This is a genomic window from Cupriavidus sp. 09_S30 (genome assembly GCF_056930435.1).
In genome coordinates this window covers 753,906-773,271 of record NZ_JBXOWI010000002.1, presented here as the reverse complement: position 1 = coordinate 773,271, position 19,366 = coordinate 753,906, and the positions used below count along the sequence as shown (strand labels likewise).

General features: G+C 68.2%; 15 protein-coding genes. 6 read left to right on the top strand and 9 right to left on the bottom strand.

The window, feature by feature from the left end; all coding sequences use genetic code 11:
• The first annotated feature begins 45 nt into the window (after positions 1–45).
• Complete coding sequence (locus tag AC1Z3O_RS23655; RefSeq protein WP_483518302.1) at positions 46–1,284, top strand: TetR/AcrR family transcriptional regulator; 1,239 nt, start codon at positions 46–48, stop codon at positions 1,282–1,284.
• 49 nt (positions 1,285–1,333) lie between these two features.
• On the opposite strand, the gene AC1Z3O_RS23650 is transcribed toward AC1Z3O_RS23655, so the two are convergent.
• From AC1Z3O_RS23650 to AC1Z3O_RS23610, 9 genes are all read right to left on the bottom strand, one after another.
• The gene (locus tag AC1Z3O_RS23650; protein ID WP_483518301.1) at positions 1,334–2,845 is read right to left on the bottom strand and encodes a flavin-containing monooxygenase; all 1,512 of its coding nucleotides are present in this window, start codon (positions 2,843–2,845) and stop codon (positions 1,334–1,336) included.
• Positions 2,846–2,934: 89 nt separating this feature from the next.
• Positions 2,935–3,720: an alpha/beta fold hydrolase gene (locus AC1Z3O_RS23645; protein ID WP_483518300.1), complete on the bottom strand. Its 786-nt coding sequence runs from the start codon at positions 3,718–3,720 to the stop codon at positions 2,935–2,937.
• A gap of 110 nt (positions 3,721–3,830) precedes the next feature.
• On the bottom strand, positions 3,831–4,838 hold the full coding sequence (locus AC1Z3O_RS23640; protein ID WP_483518299.1) for an ABC transporter ATP-binding protein: 1,008 nt from the start codon (positions 4,836–4,838) through the stop codon (positions 3,831–3,833).
• 64 nt (positions 4,839–4,902) lie between these two features.
• Positions 4,903–5,880 carry an ABC transporter ATP-binding protein gene (locus AC1Z3O_RS23635; protein WP_483518298.1) on the bottom strand — a complete coding sequence of 326 codons (978 nt, stop codon included), beginning with the start codon at positions 5,878–5,880 and terminating at the stop codon, positions 4,903–4,905.
• Between the two features lie 77 nt (positions 5,881–5,957).
• On the bottom strand, positions 5,958–7,613 hold the full coding sequence (locus AC1Z3O_RS23630; protein ID WP_483521942.1) for an ABC transporter substrate-binding protein: 1,656 nt from the start codon (positions 7,611–7,613) through the stop codon (positions 5,958–5,960).
• 137 nt (positions 7,614–7,750) lie between these two features.
• Complete coding sequence (locus AC1Z3O_RS23625) at positions 7,751–8,677, bottom strand: ABC transporter permease (RefSeq protein WP_483518297.1); 927 nt, start codon at positions 8,675–8,677, stop codon at positions 7,751–7,753.
• Positions 8,677–9,633: an ABC transporter permease gene (locus AC1Z3O_RS23620; RefSeq protein WP_483518296.1), complete on the bottom strand. Its 957-nt coding sequence runs from the start codon at positions 9,631–9,633 to the stop codon at positions 8,677–8,679. The genes AC1Z3O_RS23625 and AC1Z3O_RS23620 overlap by 1 nt, the downstream gene beginning before the upstream one ends.
• A gap of 429 nt (positions 9,634–10,062) precedes the next feature.
• Entirely contained in the window at positions 10,063–11,202 is a 1,140-nt protein-coding gene (locus AC1Z3O_RS23615; protein WP_483518295.1) for an acyl-CoA dehydrogenase family protein, read from the bottom strand.
• Between the two features lie 29 nt (positions 11,203–11,231).
• Positions 11,232–12,416, bottom strand: a complete 1,185-nt coding sequence (locus AC1Z3O_RS23610; RefSeq protein WP_483518294.1) for an acyl-CoA dehydrogenase family protein — start codon at positions 12,414–12,416, stop codon at positions 11,232–11,234.
• A gap of 389 nt (positions 12,417–12,805) precedes the next feature.
• On the opposite strand from AC1Z3O_RS23610, the gene AC1Z3O_RS23605 reads away from it, so the two are divergent.
• The 5 genes from AC1Z3O_RS23605 to AC1Z3O_RS23585 all read left to right on the top strand — a co-directional run bounded on the left by AC1Z3O_RS23605 (position 12,806) and on the right by AC1Z3O_RS23585 (position 19,345).
• On the top strand, positions 12,806–13,774 hold the full coding sequence (locus AC1Z3O_RS23605; protein ID WP_483518293.1) for an alpha/beta fold hydrolase: 969 nt from the start codon (positions 12,806–12,808) through the stop codon (positions 13,772–13,774).
• Positions 13,775–13,787: 13 nt separating this feature from the next.
• Positions 13,788–14,501: an alpha/beta hydrolase gene (locus AC1Z3O_RS23600; protein ID WP_483518292.1), complete on the top strand. Its 714-nt coding sequence runs from the start codon at positions 13,788–13,790 to the stop codon at positions 14,499–14,501.
• A gap of 89 nt (positions 14,502–14,590) precedes the next feature.
• Positions 14,591–15,913, top strand: a complete 1,323-nt coding sequence (locus AC1Z3O_RS23595) for an MFS transporter (protein ID WP_483518291.1) — start codon at positions 14,591–14,593, stop codon at positions 15,911–15,913.
• Positions 15,914–15,961: 48 nt separating this feature from the next.
• Positions 15,962–17,164: an acetyl-CoA C-acyltransferase gene (locus tag AC1Z3O_RS23590; RefSeq protein WP_483518290.1), complete on the top strand. Its 1,203-nt coding sequence runs from the start codon at positions 15,962–15,964 to the stop codon at positions 17,162–17,164.
• Positions 17,165–17,263: 99 nt separating this feature from the next.
• Positions 17,264–19,345, top strand: coding sequence for a 3-hydroxyacyl-CoA dehydrogenase NAD-binding domain-containing protein (locus tag AC1Z3O_RS23585; RefSeq protein ID WP_483518289.1), 2,082 nt, complete (start codon positions 17,264–17,266; stop codon positions 19,343–19,345).
• The last annotated feature ends 21 nt before the right edge of the window (positions 19,346–19,366 follow it).

Here is a 19,366-nt window from a genome sequence, read left to right as displayed (position 1 = left end):
CGGCTATAATCCGGCGCACCGCAACCCCATCAACGCGCCCATCGCATGCTCAAGGACCAGACGGAAGCCCGACCGACGCGCCGTTATGTCGAGAAGCAGGAAGCCGTACTCGCCGCCGCCGCCCGCCTGTTCAACCGCAAGGGCGTGCGTGGCGCCACGCTGTCCGATGTCGCCCGGGAAGTCGAGCTCAGCACCAACAGCATCACCTACTACTACCGGAAGAAGGAAGACCTGGTGGTGGCCTGCCTGCTGCGCGCAATCGGCGAGATGGTGGAGATCGCCGGCGCGGCCGCGCACGAGGCCACGCCCGCCGAGCGGGTGCGCGCCTTCGTCACCCGCTTCTTCCAGCGGCTGGCCCGGACCGCCACCGGCGAGCGCCCGGAAATGATGAGCTTCCGCGAGATCCGCGCGCTGCCCGACAGCCACGCGGCCATTGCCTTCGATGCCTACACGGACATGTTCCGGGGCATCCGCCGGCTGCTGCGCGACAGCGAGGCCGCACCACACAGCCAGGAGCAACGCAGCGCCCTCAGCGCCGCCACCCACCTGCTGCTGTCACTGACCAGCGGCGCGGCCGTCTGGGTGGAACGCTATGAGCCGGAGGACTACCCGAAGGTCGCCGACACCGTGATCGACCTGCTGCTCAATGGCATCGCCTCGCCGGCTTCCCACTGGCACGCCCAGGGCACGCTCGCGCTGCCGGCCATCGAGATGCCGGAGAACACGCAGGCGGCCTTCCTGCGCGCCGCCACCGAACTACTGAACGAGCAAGGCTACCGCGGTGCCTCGGCCGACCGTATCTCGGCGCGGCTGAACCTGACCAAGGGCGCCTTCTACCACCACAACGAGAACAAGGACGACCTGATCTCCGCCTGCTTCGAGCGCATGTTCACCGTGATCCGCAACACGCAGTCTCTGGTGGAAGCGGGGCCGGGCAATGGCTGGGACAAGCTGTGTGCGGTCTCGCGCGCGCTGGTGAACTATCAGTTCTCGAGCCAGGGACCGCTGCTGCGCCTGACCATCTACGGCGCGCTGCCGGAGGACATGCGGCTGTCCAAGATGCGGACCATGGCAAAGCTGTCGGCACGCTTCACCCGCTTCCTGGTGCAGGGCATGCAGGACGGTTCGATCCGGCCGCTGGATCAGTCCATCGCCGCGCTGCAGGTCAATGGCATGATCAACGCGGCAGTGGAGCTGCGGCGCTGGGCCGAGGACGCCTCGGCCGAAAATGCGGCCGACCTGTTCATCCGTCCGCTTTTCCTGGGCCTGTTCGCGCGCCGCTGACATGGGCGCGCGTGGTCGTGCTTAGTGGTGCGAGTCGTGCGTAGTCGAGTCACTCGCGCGCGTCATAGACGAATGCCGGATCGTCCAGGTCGATGGCCGCAAACTCGTCCTTCTCGCTCCAGTAGTCCTGCGTGTGCTGCCATTCCCGCTTGGCGCCGCGCCTGGGCAGCAGGTGCATGCCGCGCATCAGGTAGCCCGGATTGAAGTTCTCCGGGTCCACCCAGGGCAGCAGCGGCATGTCCGCGTCCTCAGCTCGCAGCGCGGGCGTCATGCGGCGCGCGCCGATCGCCTTCATGTGCCGCAGCAGCCGGCAGACGAAATCGCCGACCAGGTCGGCACGCAAGGTCCAGCTGGCGCGGAAGTAGCCGAACACCCAGGCCATATTGGGCACGCCGGTAAACAGCATGCCGCGGTAGGTCACGGTGTCGGAGAAATCGAGCGGCTTGCCGTCGATGGCGAAGTCGATGTCGCCCAGCACATTGAGGTTGAAGCCCGTCGCCGTGACGACGATGTCGGCCTCCAGCGTCTTGCCCGACTTGAGCTGAATGCCCGTTTCGACGAAACGCTCGATCTCGTCCGTGACGACCGACGCCTTGCCTTCCTGCACGCTGCGGAACAGGTCGCCGTCCGGGATGAAGGCAATGCGCTGCCGCCAGGGACGGTAGCGCGGCGTGAAATGGGTATCGACGTCGAAGTCCGGGCCCAGGTAGGCGCGCACGCCTGCCAGCAACTCCTGCTTCACGGTCTCGGGCTCGGTGTGCGAACGCTGCGCGAACACCTGCTGGTCATGCAGGATCTTGCGGCGCACGATTTCGTGGATCCAGCTTTCGTCGATCTGGAGCTGGCGCAGTTCGTCGGCCAGCGCGTTCGCGTTGCGCCCGGTGATGAAATACGTCGGCGAGCGCTGCAGCATGGTCACGTGCCCGCACGTTCCGGCGATGGCCGGTACCAGCGTGGCTGCGGTCGCGCCTGAGCCAATCACCACCACGCGCTTGCCCGCGTAGTCCAGGTCTTCCGGCCAGTTCTGCGGGTGCACGATCGCCCCCTGGAACGCGGCCATGCCAGGCCAGTCCGGCGTGTAGCCCTCGGCGTGCCGGTAGTAGCCCTGGCACATCCAGAGAAAGCCCGTGGTGAAGCGCACCGTGGCGCCCGTGTCCGAACGCACCACCTCGATGGTCCACAGATTGGCCTGGCTGCACCACGAGGCCGACCGGATTACATGGCGATAGCGGATATGCGGGGCGAGGCCATTCTCCTCGATGACTTCGCCCATATAGCCGCGGATCTCCGCCGCCGTGGCGATCGGCGTGCCGGTCCAGGGCTTGAAACGGTAGCCGAAGGTGTAGAGGTCGCTGTCCGAGCGGATGCCCGGATAGCGGTGGGTCAGCCAGGTCCCGCCAAAGCTTTCCTGAGCTTCCAGCATGACGAAGCGCTGCTCCGGGCACTGCGTGCGGAGGTGATAGGCGGCAGCGACGCCGGAAATGCCGGCGCCGACGATGAGGACATCGAAATGCTCGGGCGCCGCCTGCCCGGACTGGCCGGCGGCCTCTGTCTCAACCATGCTTGCCTCCTGCGGCCCAATGCGGGCGGACGTGGAAGATCGTGGAATGCTGTACCCCTGGTCAAGGCACTCTATCCCCGTTGCACGATTCAGTCGAGATGTCGTTCGATCATTCTCAGCAGGCGCCAGGGCTGCTCGAGCATCACGAGGTGCCCGCTTTCGATCTCCTCGTAGCGTGCGCCAGCGATGGCGCCAGCCACTGCGCGGCCGTGCCGCGGCGGCACCATGCTGTCATGCGCCAGGCCGATGACCAGGGTCTCGGCCCGAATCGCCGGCAGCTGCGCGTGGATGTCTACGGTGGCATCGAGCGCGGCCTGGCGATCGCTGCCGGGCGCGAGGCCGGTGGTGAAGCGGTCGAGGATGGTGTCGATGGTGACCGCGTCGCAGACCGACAGAAAGCGCTCCGAGGCGCCATTGAGCAAGACGAAGCGAGCCAGCTGCCTGCGGTCCTGCCGGGCCAGCGCCTGCCACAGGTCGAACTGCACGCGCATGCGCGCATCGGTCTGGGCCCAGGCGCCGAGCAGCACCAGTCGGCGCACCTTCGCGGGCATGGCGGCTGCTGCGGCGGCGGCCACGACGGCGCCAAGCGAATAGCCGATCAGGTCGACCGGCCCTCCCTCGGCCAGGGCCGCCACCGCCTCGACCTGCGCGACGAGCTTGTCCAGGGTCAGCTCGCCGCCGTCGTCGCAGGTCTCGCCCGAGCCCGCCAGGTCGGGCGCCAGGCAACGCCGGCGCTCGGCAAGGCGAGGCAGCAAAGCCGCCCAGTTGGTCTCGGCGCTGGAACTGGTCCCATGGACGAGAATGGTCGCGCGGCCGCTGCCGGCTGCGATCAGGCTGGTGCGGATGCCTGCGGCATCGACTGTCAGGCGTTGCATGTCGTCTCCTCTCCCGGTTCCGGCCTGCATGGACTACCGCCATGATCGGGGCCGGGCGCCGCATCCCGCCATCCCGGGAAACCCCGGGGCACCGCCTGCGCCCGCCCCCCTCATGCCGCAGGCGAAGTCTCGTGCAGATGGCAGGCGACCATGCGCCCGCCGCCCCGCGCCACCAGCGCGGGATCCTCCGTGCGGCAGCGCTCCATCGCGAGCGGGCAGCGCGGATGGAAACGGCAGCCCGATGGCGGATTGAGCGGACTCGGCACCTCGCCCTTGAGCACGATGCGCGAGCGCATGCGCTCCGCTTCCACGCTGGCCACCGGCACCGCGGACAGCAGCGCGCGCGTGTACGGGTGCTGCGGATTGTCGTAGAGTTCGTCGCGGCTGGCGATCTCCACGATGCGGCCCAGGTACATCACGGCGATGCGGTCGCTGATGTGGCGCACCACCGCCAGGTCATGCGCGATGAAGACGTAGGTGAGACCGAGGCGGCGCTGCAGCTCCATGAAAATATTGACCACCTGGGCCTGGATCGATACATCCAGCGCCGACACCGGCTCATCGCAGACGATCAAGCGGGGCCCTGCGGCCAGCGCGCGAGCGATGCCGATGCGCTGGCGCTGGCCGCCGGAGAACTCGTGCGGATAGCGGTCCGCCATGTAAGGCAGCAAGCCCACCATCTCGAGCAGCTCAGCCACGCGCGCGCGGTAGGCCGCCCGGTCCTTGGCCAGGCCATGCACCTCCAGCGGCTCGCCGACGATGTCGCTGACTTTCATGCGCGGATTCAGCGAACCGAAGGGGTCCTGGTAGACCATCTGCACGCTGCGCCGGAAGCGCCGCTCATCGGCCTTGCTGAAGGCGGCGAAATCGGTGCCGTCGTAGACGATGCGCCCTTCCGTTGCCGCCAGCATCTTGATGATGGCCAGGCCGGTGGTGGACTTGCCACAACCGCTCTCGCCGACCAGGCCGAGCGTTTCCCCGCGGCGCAGCGAGAAGGAAACGCCATCGACCGCCTTGACAGAGCCGACCTGCCGCTTGACCAGCACGCCCCGCGTGACCGGAAAATGCACCTTGAGGTTCTCGACGCGCAGGATCTCGTCGCCAGGTGCGGCTGACACAGCGGATGCATCGGATGCGGCAAGCGCACCCGGTGCGCCGTCCCGGCGCAACAGGGAGGAATGATCAGCGTGGTTCATCGCGCAGGCATGCCTTGTAGTGTTGATCACCGATGGCGCGCAGCGCCGGCCGTGCCATGCCGCAGTCCGCCATCGCTTCCTTGCAGCGCGGCTGGAAGGCGCAGCCGCGCGGCAGTGCGGTCAGGTCCGGTGGCTGGCCGTCGATCGGCACCAGCGGCTGGCGCGTATCGCCGTCAATGCGCGGCACCGAGGCCATCAGGCCGCGCGTATAGGGGTGGGCAGGCCGCCCGTAGAGCGCTTGCGCGCTGGCCATCTCCACCATGCGCCCGCCATACATCACGCCGACCCGGTCGGCATAGCGTGCCACCACGCCCAGGTCGTGCGTGATCAGGATCAGCGCGGTGTTGGAGGTCTCGGCCAGCGACTTGAGCAGGTCCAGGATCTGCGCCTGCACAGTGACATCCAAGGCCGTGGTGGGCTCGTCGGCAATGATCAGTTGCGGCTTGCACGCCAGCGCCATGGCGATCATCGCGCGCTGGCGCATGCCGCCGGAGAACTGGTGCGGATAGGCGCCGAGCCGACTCACCGGTTCCGGGATCTGCACCTTGCCCAGCAGCTCGCCGGCGATGCCGAGCGCCTCCTTCCACGGCATGCCCTGGTGCAGGTTGACCGGCTCGGCGATCTGCCGGCCCACGGTCAACGCCGGGTTCAGCGAGGACATCGGCTCCTGGAAGATCATGGCGATGCGGTTGCCGCGGATAGCGCGCATCTGCGCCGGCTTCAGCTTGAGCAGGTCCTGCCCGTCGAACAGGATCTCGCCCGACTCGATACGCCCGGCCGGGGCGGGAATCAGCCCGAGGATGGACAGCGCGGTCACGCTCTTGCCCGAGCCCGATTCGCCGACGATGGCCAGCGTTTCGCCGGGCGCCACATCGAACGACACCTCGTCCACGGCGGTGACCACGCCCCGGTCGGTGCGAAAGCGCGTGGTCAGCTTGTTCACCTGCAGGATAGGCCGCGCCATGCGGATCTCCTATTGCCAATGGAAGGCCAGTGGAAGGCAGGCGGCAGCAGCCGCCCGCCTTGCCGTGCGCCAAGGGATCAGAATCCCATCTTCTTCTTCATGTCCTGATCGACCCACAGCCGTGCGTAGATCGGCCCTGGTCGCACCGCCCCCGCGCGCAGCTCGCCCTCGTAGTTCTTCACCCATGGCCACCAGGCGGTGTACTGGTAGGGCGTCGGCAGCCAGATATAGGGTGCATCGGCCAGCACCTCGCGCGTCAGCGCGCGCATCGCCTCCTGGCGCCGGCCCACGTCGCGCAGCCGGAAGGCATCATTGACGCGTTGCTCGAACTTGGGGTTGCCCCATTGCGACGCGTTCCATACCTGGCCGACCACGAAACTCTTGCGGATGGTGGTGGTCGGGTTGGTATGGCCATTGCTCATCAGGTAGCCCGGCGCATTGGTGCGCGTGGTCATCGCCGACAAGAAGGCCGCGTACTCCATCGGCTGGATCTCGATGTGCACGCCCACCTGCTCCAGGTAGGCCCCGATCAGCGGCAGCAGCTCCATCTGGCTGGGGTCGCAGGCGCACACTTGCACCTTGAAGGAGAAGCCCTTGGGATAGCCCGCCTCGGCCAGCAGCTTGCGCGCCTTGTCCGGGTTGTACGTGAACAGCTCCTTGACCGACTCGGGCATTGCGCTCAGCGGCTCGAAATAGCCGACGTAGTCCGGATGCTGCGGGTAGGCAAACAGCTCGGCGTTGCCGCCATAGAACTGCTTGACGATCTCCTGCTTGTTGACCGCCATGTTGAGTGCGCGGCGCACGCGCACGTCGTTGAACGGCTTGGTGTCGACTCTCATCGCCAGGTACTGGCCGTTGGTCGACAGCCAGCGCGACCACTTCAGCGCCGGCGCGCTCTTCTTCAGTTCCTCCGCCGCCGTCCAGCTCACGTTCTCCGCGATGTCGAGCTTGCCGGTGCGCAACATGGTGTTGCGCGTGGCCTCGTCCTTGACGGTGCGGACCACCAGCTTGTCGACGAAGGGCAGCTTGTAGTCCTTGCCCCCGATGCGCTCGCTGCCCCAGTACAGGGTGTTCTTCGTATAGGTGCCGGCGGTGCCCTGCACGAAGTTGCTCAGCGTGAACGGGCCACTGCCGTTGATGTTCTTCCAGTTGCCCGCGCCGGCCGCCGCCACCTCCTTGGGCATGACGCCGGAGTAGTAGCCCCAGCCGAAGCGATAGTCCCACTCCGCATTGAACTCCTTGAAGCGGAACACCACCGTGTACTTGTCCACGGCTTCGACTTTGGCCAGGTGGTCAAAGTAGGTGGGAATGCGCTTGGCGCTGGCATTCAGCCGGTCGTAGCTGAAGACCACGTCCTCTGCCACCAGTTCGCGCTCGGGCATGACACCTGGCTTGGCCGGGAATTTCACGCCCTTGCGGAGCTTGATTTCCATGGTCAGCGGGTCGAGCCACTTCCAGCTCTCGGCCAGCTCGCCGCGGATTGCGTCCTCCGGCAGCCAGGCGTCCGGGACGAAGGAGTACTTGCCGCCGTTGCGCTTCGCCTTGGACAGGTCCGCGGTGAAGAGCTGCTCGTAGACCTGGCCGGTGTCGTAGTTCTGCTTCCAGTTCCAGTCGGCCAGGTCCCAGGACAGCGCGGAGATCGTCGGGTACATCGACCCCACTTCCACACTGCCGCCGTACTTCGGCGCCTCGGCCTGCGCGCAGGCCGTACCGGCCGCGAGTGCCAGCGCCATGCCCGCCAGCATCGATGATGTGATCCTGTTCAAGCCGCGTCCCTCCGTCGTTGTCGTATCGCTCTTCCGCTTGAGGCCCGTGGCCGGCGCTCCGTCGCGCCCCACGGTCGTCTGGCGGCCGGCGCGCCGGCCGCCGCCTACCGCGATCCGCGCATGCGCGGATCGATCAAGTCACGCAACGCGTCGCCATAGACATTGATGGCATAGACGACGACGGTCAGGCAGACCCCGGGCGCAAGCGCGAGCCAGGGCCCCTGGAACATGAAGGTGCGGCCGTTGCCCGACAGCATGCCGCCCCAGGTGGGCGCCGGCGGCGGCACGCCCAGGCCGAGGAAGGACAATCCGGACTCGGCCAGGATGGCCGTGCCGACCCGTGTAGTGAACAGCACGATGACCGGCGGCAACACGTTGGGCAGCACGTGGCGCCACAGAATGCGGCTGGTGGATGCCCCCATCGACTGCGCCGCGTGCACGTACATGTTCTCGCGCACGGAGACCACCGCGCTGCGGATGATGCGCGAGCCGCCGATGCCCAGCAACAGGCCCATGGTCAGGATGATCTGCCAGCTTCCGGGCCCCAGCACCGATACCACCACGATGAGGATCACCAAGTCCGGAAAACTCATCCAGGCGTCGACCATGCGCTGCACCACCAAGTCGAACTTGCCGCCCAGGTAGCCGCTCAGGATGCCCAGCAGCACCGATATCAGCGTGGCGAGCGTCGCCGCGGACAACCCGATCACCACGGATAGCTGCGCGCCGAATAGGCAGCGCGAGAGCATGTCGCGGCCGAGGTTGTCGGTGCCGAAGGGATGTGCCCACGATGGTGGCTGCAGCCGCAGCATCATATTGATCTGGTTGACGCCATAAGGCGCTAGCCAGTCGGCGAAGACGCCGCAGAACAGGAAGATCGCGCAGATCACGGCGCCGGCCGCGCCCAGCGGCTTCTCGCGGAAGAGCCTGCGCGTCAGCTTCAGCGCGGCGGTGATCCAGCCCAGGGCGGCAGCGCCTGGCAGGCGCCGCGGGGCGGCAAGAACCTGTGCATCGGTGGCGGGACGGTCCATCAGCGGTGCCTCACTTTCGGATCGAACAGCCCGTAGCTCAGGTCCACGAGCAGGTTGATGAGCATCACGGCTGCGCCGACCACCAGGAAGACGCCCGTGATCACCGGGTAGTCGCGCTGGTTGACGGCCTCCAGAAGCAGCAGGCCCATGCCGGGCAGCGCGAAGATCTGCTCGATCACCACCGCGCCGCCGATCAGCAGCGGCGCCTGCAGGCCGATCAGCGTCACCACCGGGATCAGCGCATTGCGCAGGGCGTGGCGCAGGATCACCAGCCGTTCATCGAGACCCTTGGCCCAGGCTGTGCGGATGTAGTCCTGGCGCAGCACCTCCAGCATCATGGTGCGCGTCATGCGCATGGTGATGGCCGAGAGCGCCATGCCCAGGATGATGGCCGGCACCAGCATGTTCAGCAGGTGTTGCACCGGGTCTTCCAGGAACGGCACGTAGCGCACCTCGGGCGCCCAGCCCCACCACACCGAGGGAAAGACAATCACCATGGTGCCCATCCAGAAACTGGGTACCGCCAGCATCAGCAGCGAGAAGGAACGCGCCAGGTAGTCGGCCGCGGTGTCCTGCCGGATGGCGGAGAGCACACCGACGGGCAAGGCCACGGACAGCGCGACGAACAGCGCGATGACGCCCAGCGAAAACGTGGCGGGGATCCGCGCCAGCACCATGTGCATGACCGAATCGCCCTGCCACAGCGAGTTACCCAGGTCGCCGTGCAGCACGATGTTGCCGATCCAGTGCAGATACTGGCGCCACATCGGCTGGTCCAGGCCCAGCGCGCGGACCAGGTCCTCGCGGCTCTTGCTGTCGGCGCTGATGTCATTCTGGCTGAGCATCAGGTCCACCACGTCGCCCGGCACCATGCGGACAATGGTGAAGACGATCACGCTGGCGAACAGCAGCGTGGGAATCAGCGCCAGCAGGCGGCGCAGTGCGTAGGCCCCCATGGCGGGTTCAGGCCGCCCGCGGCGCGGCTGCTGCCGTGCGCCCCTGGCTGCTCGATACCGGAAACACGATTACCGATGTCGTCCTTACCATGCCGCCTCCCTGTTCCGTGCTTGATCGCTCAGCCAAACCTGCTGAAGAAACTAGAAATCTCGCAGATGTCTGGCACAACAGATTGCATTCAGGTGGCACGCGCCGATGGAAAGGCGCCGTAGCGTGCCTCGCAAAAGTCAGCGAGGCCAGCATACCAATACCTCTAATTCAAGACAACCGCATCGCCGCGCGAATGCTCTAGTGGTTTACCTAAGCAAGGCGCCGCGGCGCGCGGCAGCGCGAACGGCCGCCATGCCGGCTACCGGCATGGCGGCGTCTTGCACGCTCCAGGCACCCTCCAGGCACGTTCGGGCTCGCGGCCCGGCCGTGCAACGCGCTCAGTAGCCGCGCAAGGCGGCCCAGCGGTCGGTGTGGTAGCTGGCGTCGCCCAGCAGCACCTGCAGCGTGCGGGCGCGCTTCATGTAGAAACCGACCTCGAACTCGTCGGTCATGCCGATGCCGCCGTGCATCTGCACGCCCTCCTGCACCGCCAGCGTCGCCGTCGTGCCGGCGCGCGCCTTGGCGGCCGACACCAGCGCCTGCGGCAACTGCGCATCCTCGGCCAGCCGCTGCTGGGTGCGCAGCACCAGTGCGCGCGTGATCTCCAGCTCGGTGAACAGATGCGCCGCGCGGTGCTGCAGGGACTGGAACTCGCCGATCAGCCGCCCGAACTGCTTGCGCTCCTTCAGGTATTGCAGCGTGCGAGTGAAGGCTTCGTCGCCCACCCCGAGCAGTTCGGAGGCCAGCGCCGCGCGCGCGATATCGAGCACCTCGCCCAGCGGCGCGGCGCCGCCACCCACCGCACCGAGCACGGCGTCCTGCGGCACGCGCACCTGCGTGAAGCGGATGCGCGCGGCATTGGTGGCGTCTGCCATCACGGTGCGCTCCACCTGCACGCCCGCGGTATTGCGCGGCACGAGGAACAGGGTGACGCCTTGCGCGTCGTCGTCCGCACCGCTCGTGCGCGCCACTACGATCAGCGTGTCGGCGACATGGCCGTCGACGACAAAGACCTTATTGCCGTCGAGCACGTAGCCACCTTCGCCGGCGGCCGCCCGCAGCGTCTGCCGCTCGGGCCGGTGCGTGCCATGCTCGTCGAGCGCGAGCGCGGTCAGGTGGCGGCCGGCGGCGATGGCCGGCAGGTAATGCGTTTTCTGCGCCGGGCTGCCGAGGCGCGCCAGCAGCGCCGCGCCCACGAGCGCCGTCGAAAAGAAGGGAGTCGGCGCCAGCGTGCGGCCGATCGCCTCCATGATGACGCCGGCCTCGACAGCGCCGAGGCCGCTGCCGCCGTACTGCTCGGGGATCATCACGCCAGCGAAGCCGAGTCCGGCGAATTCGGCCCAGAGCTCGCGCGAGAAGCCGGTGGCGTCACGCTCGTCGCGGAGCTTGCGCAGCGTGGAGATAGGTGCGCTTTCGCGCAGGAAGGCGAGCACGCTGTCGCGCAGCATTTCCTGCGTATCGTTCAATACGATTGCCATATGCGTTCCGATGCGGGAAGTTGGGGCGATCAGGCGCCCGGCAGGCCGAGCAGGCGCTTGGCGACAATGTTGAGCTGGACCTCGCTGGTGCCACCCTCGATGGAATTGGCCTTGCTGCGCAGCCACGTGCGCGCGGCCGCGCCTTCCTGGCTGCGCTCGCTCTCCCATTCGAGCGCATCGCTGCCACCGATCGACATCAGCAGTTCATGGCGGCGCTTGTTCAGCTCCGCCCCGTAGTACTTCAGCACCGACGAGAAGGCCGCGATGCCATCGCCCTGGCGCGCGAGGTCCAGCGTGCGCTCGCCGGCGCAGGCAAAGGCCGCCTCATCGATCTCGAAGGCCGCGACCTGCGCGCGCAGCGCAGGCGCGTCAAGCGCGCCGCGCGCATCCACACCAATCGTCTCCGCCGCCAGCTTGCCCAGTGGCTTGCGCGCACCGCGCCCGCCGATGGCACTGATCATCTCGCGCTCGTGCGTGAGCAGGTACTTGGCGATCTCCCAGCCGCCATTCGGCTCACCGAGCAAGTTGGCGCGCGGCACCTTGACGTCGTCGAAGAAGGTTTCGCAGAACGGCGACTTGCCGGAGATCAGTACGATCGGCCGGGTCGACACGCCCGGCGTCTCCATGTCGAACAAGAGGAAGCTGATGCCGGTGTGCTTCTGCGCGGAGAAGTCCGTGCGCACCAGGCAGAAGATCCAGTCTGCGCGGTCGGCGTAGGAGGTCCAGATCTTCTGGCCATTGACGACGAAATGATCGTCGCGTTCCTCGGCACGCGTCTGCAGGGACGCCAGGTCGGAACCGGCGTTGGGCTCGGAATAGCCCTGGCACCAGCGGATCTCGCCGCGCGCGATCTTCGGCAGGTGCTCGCGCTTCTGCGCCTCGGTCCCGTACTTCAGCAGCGCGGGCCCGAGCATGGAGATGCCGAAGCTCTGCAGCGGCACGCGGCAGCCCAGCGCCTGCATTTCCTGGCGCAGCACCTTCGCCTGCTCGCGCGACAGGCCGCCGCCGCCGTACTCGCGCGGCCACTCCGGCACCGTCCAGCCTTTGTCGGCCATGCGCGCCAGCCACTGGCGCTGGGCCTCCGACTGGAAGCGGAAGCGACGTCCGCCCCAGCAGACATCGTCTTCGTTGCGCATGGGTTGCCGCATTTCCGGCGGGCAATTGGCTTCCAGCCAGGCGCGCGCGGCCTGGCGGAAGGATTCGAGGTCTTCCACGCTGGTCTCCTGTTTTGTTCTGCTCGCTATCCGCCAGGCCGCACCGCCGCGTCGATTCCAATTTTTCGAAAAACGGGTACTGCGCGGGTGGACAAGTCGGGTTATACAAGGCAAGGCGCGCGCGGGCACCGTCAATACCACATCCATGATGAGAATTCATGAAGGGTAGAGGCAGACTGCATAGCCCGCGTGGTGCCAGATGGTCCGAAGCGCCATCTCCGCACCGGCTCCGGCCATGCCACGCCCCACATCGTGCGGATGCGGCATCCACACGATGCGGCGCAATGTGCTAGCATGCCCTGAAAAACATACCCTATTCCCTAAACTGCCGATGCAGCCGTTTTGCAGTGCAGTACGCGGCAGGGGATAAGACGAATGGAGGAGAGACAGTGAAGGCCGAAGCCACCAGCGCCCCGCCCAGCGCGGGGAGCGCGGACGGGCCGCCGGCGCGCCCCCGCATGCCGGCATTCCCCGGCACGCGGGCGCCGGACCGTACGCGCACCGTGGATGCGGGCGGTATCCGCCTGGCCGTATGCGAATGGGGCGCGCCGGATGCCACGCCGATCCTGCTGGTACACGGCGCACTGGATTTCGCCCGCACCTTCGACGGCTTCGCGCCGCTGCTGGCCGACGCCGGCTACCGGGTGGTCTCCTACGATCACCGCGGACACGGCGATTCCGAGCACGCTGACCTGTACAGCTGGCTCGCGGACGAGCGCGACATGCTCGCAGTGGCCGATTCCATCACGCGCGAACCCTGCATCGCCATCGGCCACAGCAAGGGCGGCTCGCTGCTGGTGCACGCCATCCAGGCGCTGCCGCACCGATTCAGCCGCTTCGTCGCGATCGACGGCCTGCCTTTCCGCCGCCCGCAGACCGACAGCAGCACGCGGGAACGCAAGACGATGAGCGCCGACTTCATCGCCAGCTGGCTGGACGCGCGCCGCGCCAGCGGGGAGCGCGCGCGCAAGCCCGGCACGCTGGAGGAACTGGCGCAGCGCCGCGCGCGCATGAACCCGCGCCTGTCGCACGAATGGCTGTGCTACATCGCCTCCCAGGGCGCGCGCGAGGATGCCGACGGCTGGCGCTGGAAGCTGGACCCCGCCATCGGCATGTCGGGCTTCGGCCCGATGCGCGCGCGCTGGGTGCTGGATCGCATGCCCGGCTTTCCCGTGCCGATGCTCGCCATCTTCGGCACCGAGCAGGAGCCGATGGGCTGGGACGCCACCGCCGAAGACCTCGCGCCCTACCTCCCGCCGTCGGCGCAGGTGCATGTGATGCCGGACACCGGCCATTTCATCCATATCGAGCGGCCGCAGCAGACCGCGGAACGGATCCTGCCCTTCCTGCGCCAATGACCTCGACACTGCGATGACCGCAACGACCGCATCGACCGCAACGACCACCTACCTGCGCCACAACCGCCTGCGGCTGGCCCTGCATACCCTCAAGCCGGGCACGGGCCCGGCGCTCCTGCTGCTGCACGGGCTGGGCGAGGCCTCCCCCACCGTGCTACCGGCGGAATACGCTGCCTGGCCTGGCGCCGTGCACGCGCTGGACTTCACCGGCCACGGCCGCTCCGACCTGCCGCGCGGCGGCGGCTATAGCTGCGAGCACCTGATGGCCGACGCCGACATCGCGCTGGCCCATCTGGGCAGCGCCACCGTTGCCGGGCGCGGGCTCGGCGGCTATGTGGCACTGATGCTGGCAGGCGCGCGCCCTGCGCAGGTACGCGGCGTGATCGTGCGCGACGGCCCCGGGCTGGCCGGCGGCGTGAGCGTCGAGAGCAATCCGCACATCCCGGTGGTCGATACCACGCGACGGGGTCCGCCCGACCCCTATGCCATCGCCGATCTTGCCACCGAGATGCGCCCGCCGCGCTATGCCGCCAACTTCGCCAGGCTCGCCGCGCAGCACTCGGGCATGGCGCAGCCGGTCTCGGTGTGCTGCCGCGAACAGCCGGAATGGCTGCGCGCCGTGATGGCCCAGCTTTCGCTGGAGACCATGCCGATGGCGCCGGCGCTGGCGGCGTATGCCGCCTTGGCGCAGGCAGCGCACCCCGGCGTGATGGGGGCCGCGGCATGACAGCGGAGTTCGGTGCCGGCGCCCCCGCCGTCTCCGCCCACCCGGCCTCCTGCACTGTATCTCCCGCCGCAGCGCCCGCGGCCGCTCCCATGACCTCCGCCATCCCCAGCCCGATCACGCATGCGGAGCAGGCCGAGCACGGCTTCCTCGCGCTCGTGCAGCAGCACCTGCCGCGCAATGCGCGCGCCTTCCTGATCCACGGCATGCTCGGCATGACGGGCTTCCGCCTGGTGACGGCACCCACCTTCGTGCCGGCCTACGTCTATCTGCTGTCGGGTTCCAAGCTGGTGGTCGGCTGCGTGCTGTCAGCCCAGTATGCCGGCATGGCCATGTCATCGATCTGGGGCGCGACGCAGATCGAGCACCGGCAGCGCGTGATGCCGCTGATCTACCTGGTAGGCTGGCTGGTGCGCCTGCAGATCCTGGGCCTGGCGCTGTCTGCCTTCCTGCTGTCAGGCTTTTCGGCACTGGCTGCAGCGGCCTTGTTCCTGCTGCTGTTCGGCCTGTTCAACGGCGTGCAGAACGTCACCTTCAACTACCTGACCTCGAAGATCATCCCGCTCACCCGGCGCGGCGCGCTGACCGCCCGCCGCAACTTCCTCGGCGGGCTGACGGCCGCCGCGGTCGCCTATCTGGGCGGCGAGGTGCTGGTGGGACGCAACCTGCTGGGCAATGGCTACGCGACCACCTTCCTGTGCGCCTTCATCCTGACGAGCCTGGGCATCTCGGCGCTCACCCGCATGCGCGAGCCCGAGCTGCACGATGTGCACGCGCCGTCCGGCTTCGGCAAGCGCGTGCGCGAGCTGCCAGCGCTGCTGCGGCAGGACCCGCACTACGTGCGCTTCTTCCTGGCGCGTGCGCTGGTGGCCTTCAGCATGATGGCCGTGCCCTTCTACGCCATCCACGTGGGCAACCACATCCCGCTGTCGGGCGCCACGCTGGGCTACCTCAGCCTGGCCTACCTGATGGCGCAGACCACCAGCAACCTGCTGTGGGGCTGGCTGGCGGACCGCCGCGGCTTCCGCGTGGTGTTCCTGTCCAGCATCGGGCTGTGGGCGCTGGCCACCGGCGCGCTGCTGCTGTGCGACGCACGCTGGGCCTTCCTGCTGGTCTTCTGCGGCCTGGGCGCCGGTTTCGGCGGCTACTTCCTCGCCTCGGACAATTTCGCGCTGGAGTTCGGCAACCGCAAGGACCGGCCCATGCTGCTGGCGGTGTCGGACACCGCCACCTATTCCATGATGGCCCTCGGCCCCGTGCTTGGCGGGCTGCTGGCCCAGCACGCCGGCTTGCCGGTGGTATTCCTGGTCGCCATCGCCGTCATGGGCCTGGCCTTTGCCCTGGCGCGCCAGGTGCAGGACCCGCGCCGCCGCCGGCCGCCCGGCGGCGACGCCGGCATGCCGCGCGCGGCATGAGCGGCGCCGCAGCCCCGACCCATTCCCTTTATCAGCAAGGAGACCCTCATGCGTGAAGCCGTCATCGTGTCCACCGCGCGGACCCCCATCGGTAAGGCCCACCGCGGCGCCTTCAACAACACCCAGGCGCAGGAACTGGGCGCCCACGCTATCGCGCACGCCGTGCAGCGCGCAGGCATCGACCCGGCCGAGATCAGCGATGTGATCCTGGGCTGCGCGGCGCAGCAGGGCACGACCGGCGGCAACGTGGCACGCCAGGCGCTGCTGCGCGCCGGCCTGCCGGTGACCGTGTCGGGCATGTCGATCGACCGGCAGTGCGCCTCCGGCCTGATGGCCATCGCCACCGCCGCCAAGCAGATCATCGTCGACGGCATGCAGGTGGCGGTAGGCGGCGGCCTGGAATCGATCTCGCTGGTGCAGAACGACAAGATCAACAGGTACCGCGGCCAAGACCCGCAACTGGTCGCGCAGCTGCCGCAGATCTACATGACCATGCTGGAGACGGCCGAGATCGTGGCCCAGCGCTATGGCGTGAGCCGCGAGGCGCAGGACGCGTACGCGCTGCAGTCGCAGCAGCGCACCGCCGCCGCCCAGCAGGAAGGCCGTTTCGACGCCGAGATCGTCCCGATGACGGCGACCATGCTGGTTGCCGACAAGGCGACCGGCGCGGTCAGCGAGAAGCAGGTCACGCTGGCCAAGGATGAGGGCAACCGTCCCGGCACCACGCTGGCCGACCTGCAAGGCCTCAAGCCCGTCTTCAAGAACGGCCAGCGCGTGGCCGAAGGCGGCTTCATCACCGCCGGCAACGCTTCCCAACTCTCCGACGGCGCTTCCGCCATGGTGCTGATGGAGGCCAAGGAAGCCGAGCGGCGCGGGCTGCAGCCGCTGGGCGCCTACCGCGGCATGGCCGTGGCCGGCTGCGATCCGGACGAGATGGGCATCGGCCCGGTGTTCGCCATTCCCAAGCTGCTCAAGCAGCACGGCCTGTCCATCGGCGACATCGGCCTGTGGGAGCTGAACGAGGCCTTCGCCAGCCAGGTGCTGCACTGCCGCGATGCGCTGGGCATCCCCAACGAGCGCCTGAACGTGTCCGGCGGCGCCATCTCCATCGGCCATCCCTACGGCATGTCGGGCGCACGCATGGCCGGCCACCTGCTGATCGAGGGCAAGCGCCGCGGCGCGAAGTTCGGCGTGGTGACCATGTGCGTGGGCGGCGGCATGGGTGCCGCGGGCCTGTTCGAAATCTTCTGAGCCCCGCTCCCGCAGCCTGACATCCGTCGCGCGGCGCGCCCCCCTGCGCGGGGGCGGCCGCCCACCTCGTCTTCACGCACCGCATCCAGGAGACACCGCATGACCACCATCAACGCCGTCACCACCCTCGAGATCGAAGACGGCATCGCCGTCCTCACGCTGGATTCCCCGCCCGTCAATGCACTGTCCGCCACCGTGCGCGCCGGCATCCGCGACGGCGTCGTGCGCGCCATCGCCGACGACGGCGTCAAGGGCATCGTGCTGATCTGTGCCGGCAAGACCTTTATCGCCGGCGCCGACATCACCGAGTTCGGCAAGCCGCCGGCCGGCCCCGCCCTGCAGGAAGTGCAGGCGCTGATCGAGGATGCGCCCAAGCCCGTCGTCGCCGCCATCCACGGCACTGCGCTGGGCGGTGGACTGGAAGTGGCGCTGGTGTGCCACTACCGCGTGGCCGCGCGCTCGGCCAAGTGCGGCCTGCCGGAGGTCAAGCTCGGCCTGCTGCCCGGCGCCGGCGGCACCCAGCGCCTGCCGCGCATCGTGGGCGCGGCGCGCGCACTGGAGATGGTCACCTCCGGCGAGCACGTGCCGGCACCGGCGGCCGCTGAGATGGGCCTGGTCGACGCGCTGAGCGACGACGCCTCGCTGCGCGCCGATGCCATCGCCTTCACCCGCCGGGTGATCGCCGAGGGACGCCCGCTGCGCAAGGTGCGCGAGATGAACGAGAAGGTGGAGGCCGGGCGCGGAAAACCCGAGCTGTTCGCCGAGTTCCGCCGTGCCAACGCCCGCCGCTTCCGCGGCTTCGACGCGCCGGAGTACAACATCCGCTGCATCGAGGCAGCGGTCAACCAGCCCTTCAACGAAGGCCTGGCCACCGAGCGCAAGCTGTTCCTGGAACTGATGAACGGCACCCAGTCCGCCGCCCAGCGCTACTACTTCTTCGCCTCGCGCCAGGTCTGGAACCTGCCGGATGTGCCGGCCGACACGCCGCTGATCCCGGTCAAGCGCGTGGGCATCGTCGGCGCCGGCACCATGGGCGGCGGCATCGCCATGAACTTCCTCAACGCGGGCATTCCGGTCACCATCGTCGAGACAGCCCCGGAAGCGCTCGAGCGCGGCCTGCGCACCATCCGCGCCAACTACGACAACACCGCCAAGAAGGGCCGCCTGAGCGCCGCCGACGTCGACAAGCGCATGGCGCTGCTGACGCCTTCGCTGGACCTGGCGCAGCTGGCCGACGTGGACCTGGTGATCGAGGCCGTGTACGAGGACATGGGCGTGAAGAAGGAAGTCTTCGGCAAGCTCGACAAGATCGTCAAGCCGGGCGCCATCCTCGCCACCAACACCTCGGCGCTGGACGTCAACGAGATCGCAGCGTCCACCTCGCGGCCCGAGGCCGTGATCGGGCTGCACTTCTTCTCGCCGGCCAACGTGATGAAGCTGCTCGAGGTGGTGCGCGGCGACAAGACCTCCAAGCCGGTGATCCGCACCGCGATGGAGCTGGCGCGCAAGATCGGCAAGATCGCCGCGCTGGTGGGCGTCTGCCCGGGTTTCGTCGGCAACCGCATGCTGGCCCAGCGCCAGCGCGAGGCCCAGAAACTGGTGCTGGAAGGCGCCCTGCCCTGGGACATCGACCGCGTGCTCTACCAGTTCGGCTTCCCGATGGGCCCGTTCGCCATGAGCGACCTGGCCGGCCTGGACCTGGGCTGGACGCGCGAGAAGTCACGCAGCGCCACGCTGCGCGAGATCCTGTGCGAGATGGACCGCCGCGGCCAGAAGAGCGGTGCCGGCTACTATGACTACGACGAGAAGCGCAATGCCAAGCCGTCGCCGGTCGTGGAGCAGATCATCCGCGACTTCGCCGCCAAGCAGGGCAAGGTGAGCCGCACGGTGTCTGACCAGGAGATCCTGGAACGCTGCGTCTACCCGATGATCAACGAGGGCGCCAAGATCCTGCAGGAAGGCAAGGCGATCCGCGCCTCCGACATCGACGTGGTCTGGGTCAACGGCTATGGCTGGCCGGTCTACCGCGGCGGCCCGATGTGCTATGCCGACACCATCGGCCTGGACAAGGTGCTGGCCGCGATGAAGCGCTTCGAAGCCGAACTGGGCGCCGACTTCAAGCCTGCCAGGCTGCTGGAAGACCTGGTGGCACAGGGCAAGCGTTTTGCCGACCTGAAGTAGGCGACGGCGCACGGCCGTCCG

What these genes read in the sequence shown, in the direction of transcription:
- AC1Z3O_RS23655 (WP_483518302.1), top strand. Translation starts at nt 46, where the DNA reads ATGCTCAAGGACCAGACGGAAGCCCGACCGACGCGCCGTTATGTCGAG.
- AC1Z3O_RS23650 (WP_483518301.1), bottom strand. Translation starts at nt 2,845, where the DNA reads ATGGTTGAGACAGAGGCCGCCGGCCAGTCCGGGCAGGCGGCGCCCGAG.
- AC1Z3O_RS23645 (WP_483518300.1), bottom strand. Translation starts at nt 3,720, where the DNA reads ATGCAACGCCTGACAGTCGATGCCGCAGGCATCCGCACCAGCCTGATC.
- AC1Z3O_RS23635 (WP_483518298.1), bottom strand. Translation starts at nt 5,880, where the DNA reads ATGGCGCGGCCTATCCTGCAGGTGAACAAGCTGACCACGCGCTTTCGC.
- AC1Z3O_RS23630 (WP_483521942.1), bottom strand. Translation starts at nt 7,613, where the DNA reads ATGGCGCTGGCACTCGCGGCCGGTACGGCCTGCGCGCAGGCCGAGGCG.
- AC1Z3O_RS23625 (WP_483518297.1), bottom strand. Translation starts at nt 8,677, where the DNA reads ATGGACCGTCCCGCCACCGATGCACAGGTTCTTGCCGCCCCGCGGCGC.
- AC1Z3O_RS23620 (WP_483518296.1), bottom strand. Translation starts at nt 9,633, where the DNA reads ATGGGGGCCTACGCACTGCGCCGCCTGCTGGCGCTGATTCCCACGCTG.
- AC1Z3O_RS23615 (WP_483518295.1), bottom strand. Translation starts at nt 11,202, where the DNA reads ATGGCAATCGTATTGAACGATACGCAGGAAATGCTGCGCGACAGCGTG.
- AC1Z3O_RS23600 (WP_483518292.1), top strand. Translation starts at nt 13,788, where the DNA reads ATGACCGCAACGACCGCATCGACCGCAACGACCACCTACCTGCGCCAC.
- AC1Z3O_RS23595 (WP_483518291.1), top strand. Translation starts at nt 14,591, where the DNA reads ATGACCTCCGCCATCCCCAGCCCGATCACGCATGCGGAGCAGGCCGAG.
- AC1Z3O_RS23590 (WP_483518290.1), top strand. Translation starts at nt 15,962, where the DNA reads ATGCGTGAAGCCGTCATCGTGTCCACCGCGCGGACCCCCATCGGTAAG.
- AC1Z3O_RS23585 (WP_483518289.1), top strand. Translation starts at nt 17,264, where the DNA reads ATGACCACCATCAACGCCGTCACCACCCTCGAGATCGAAGACGGCATC.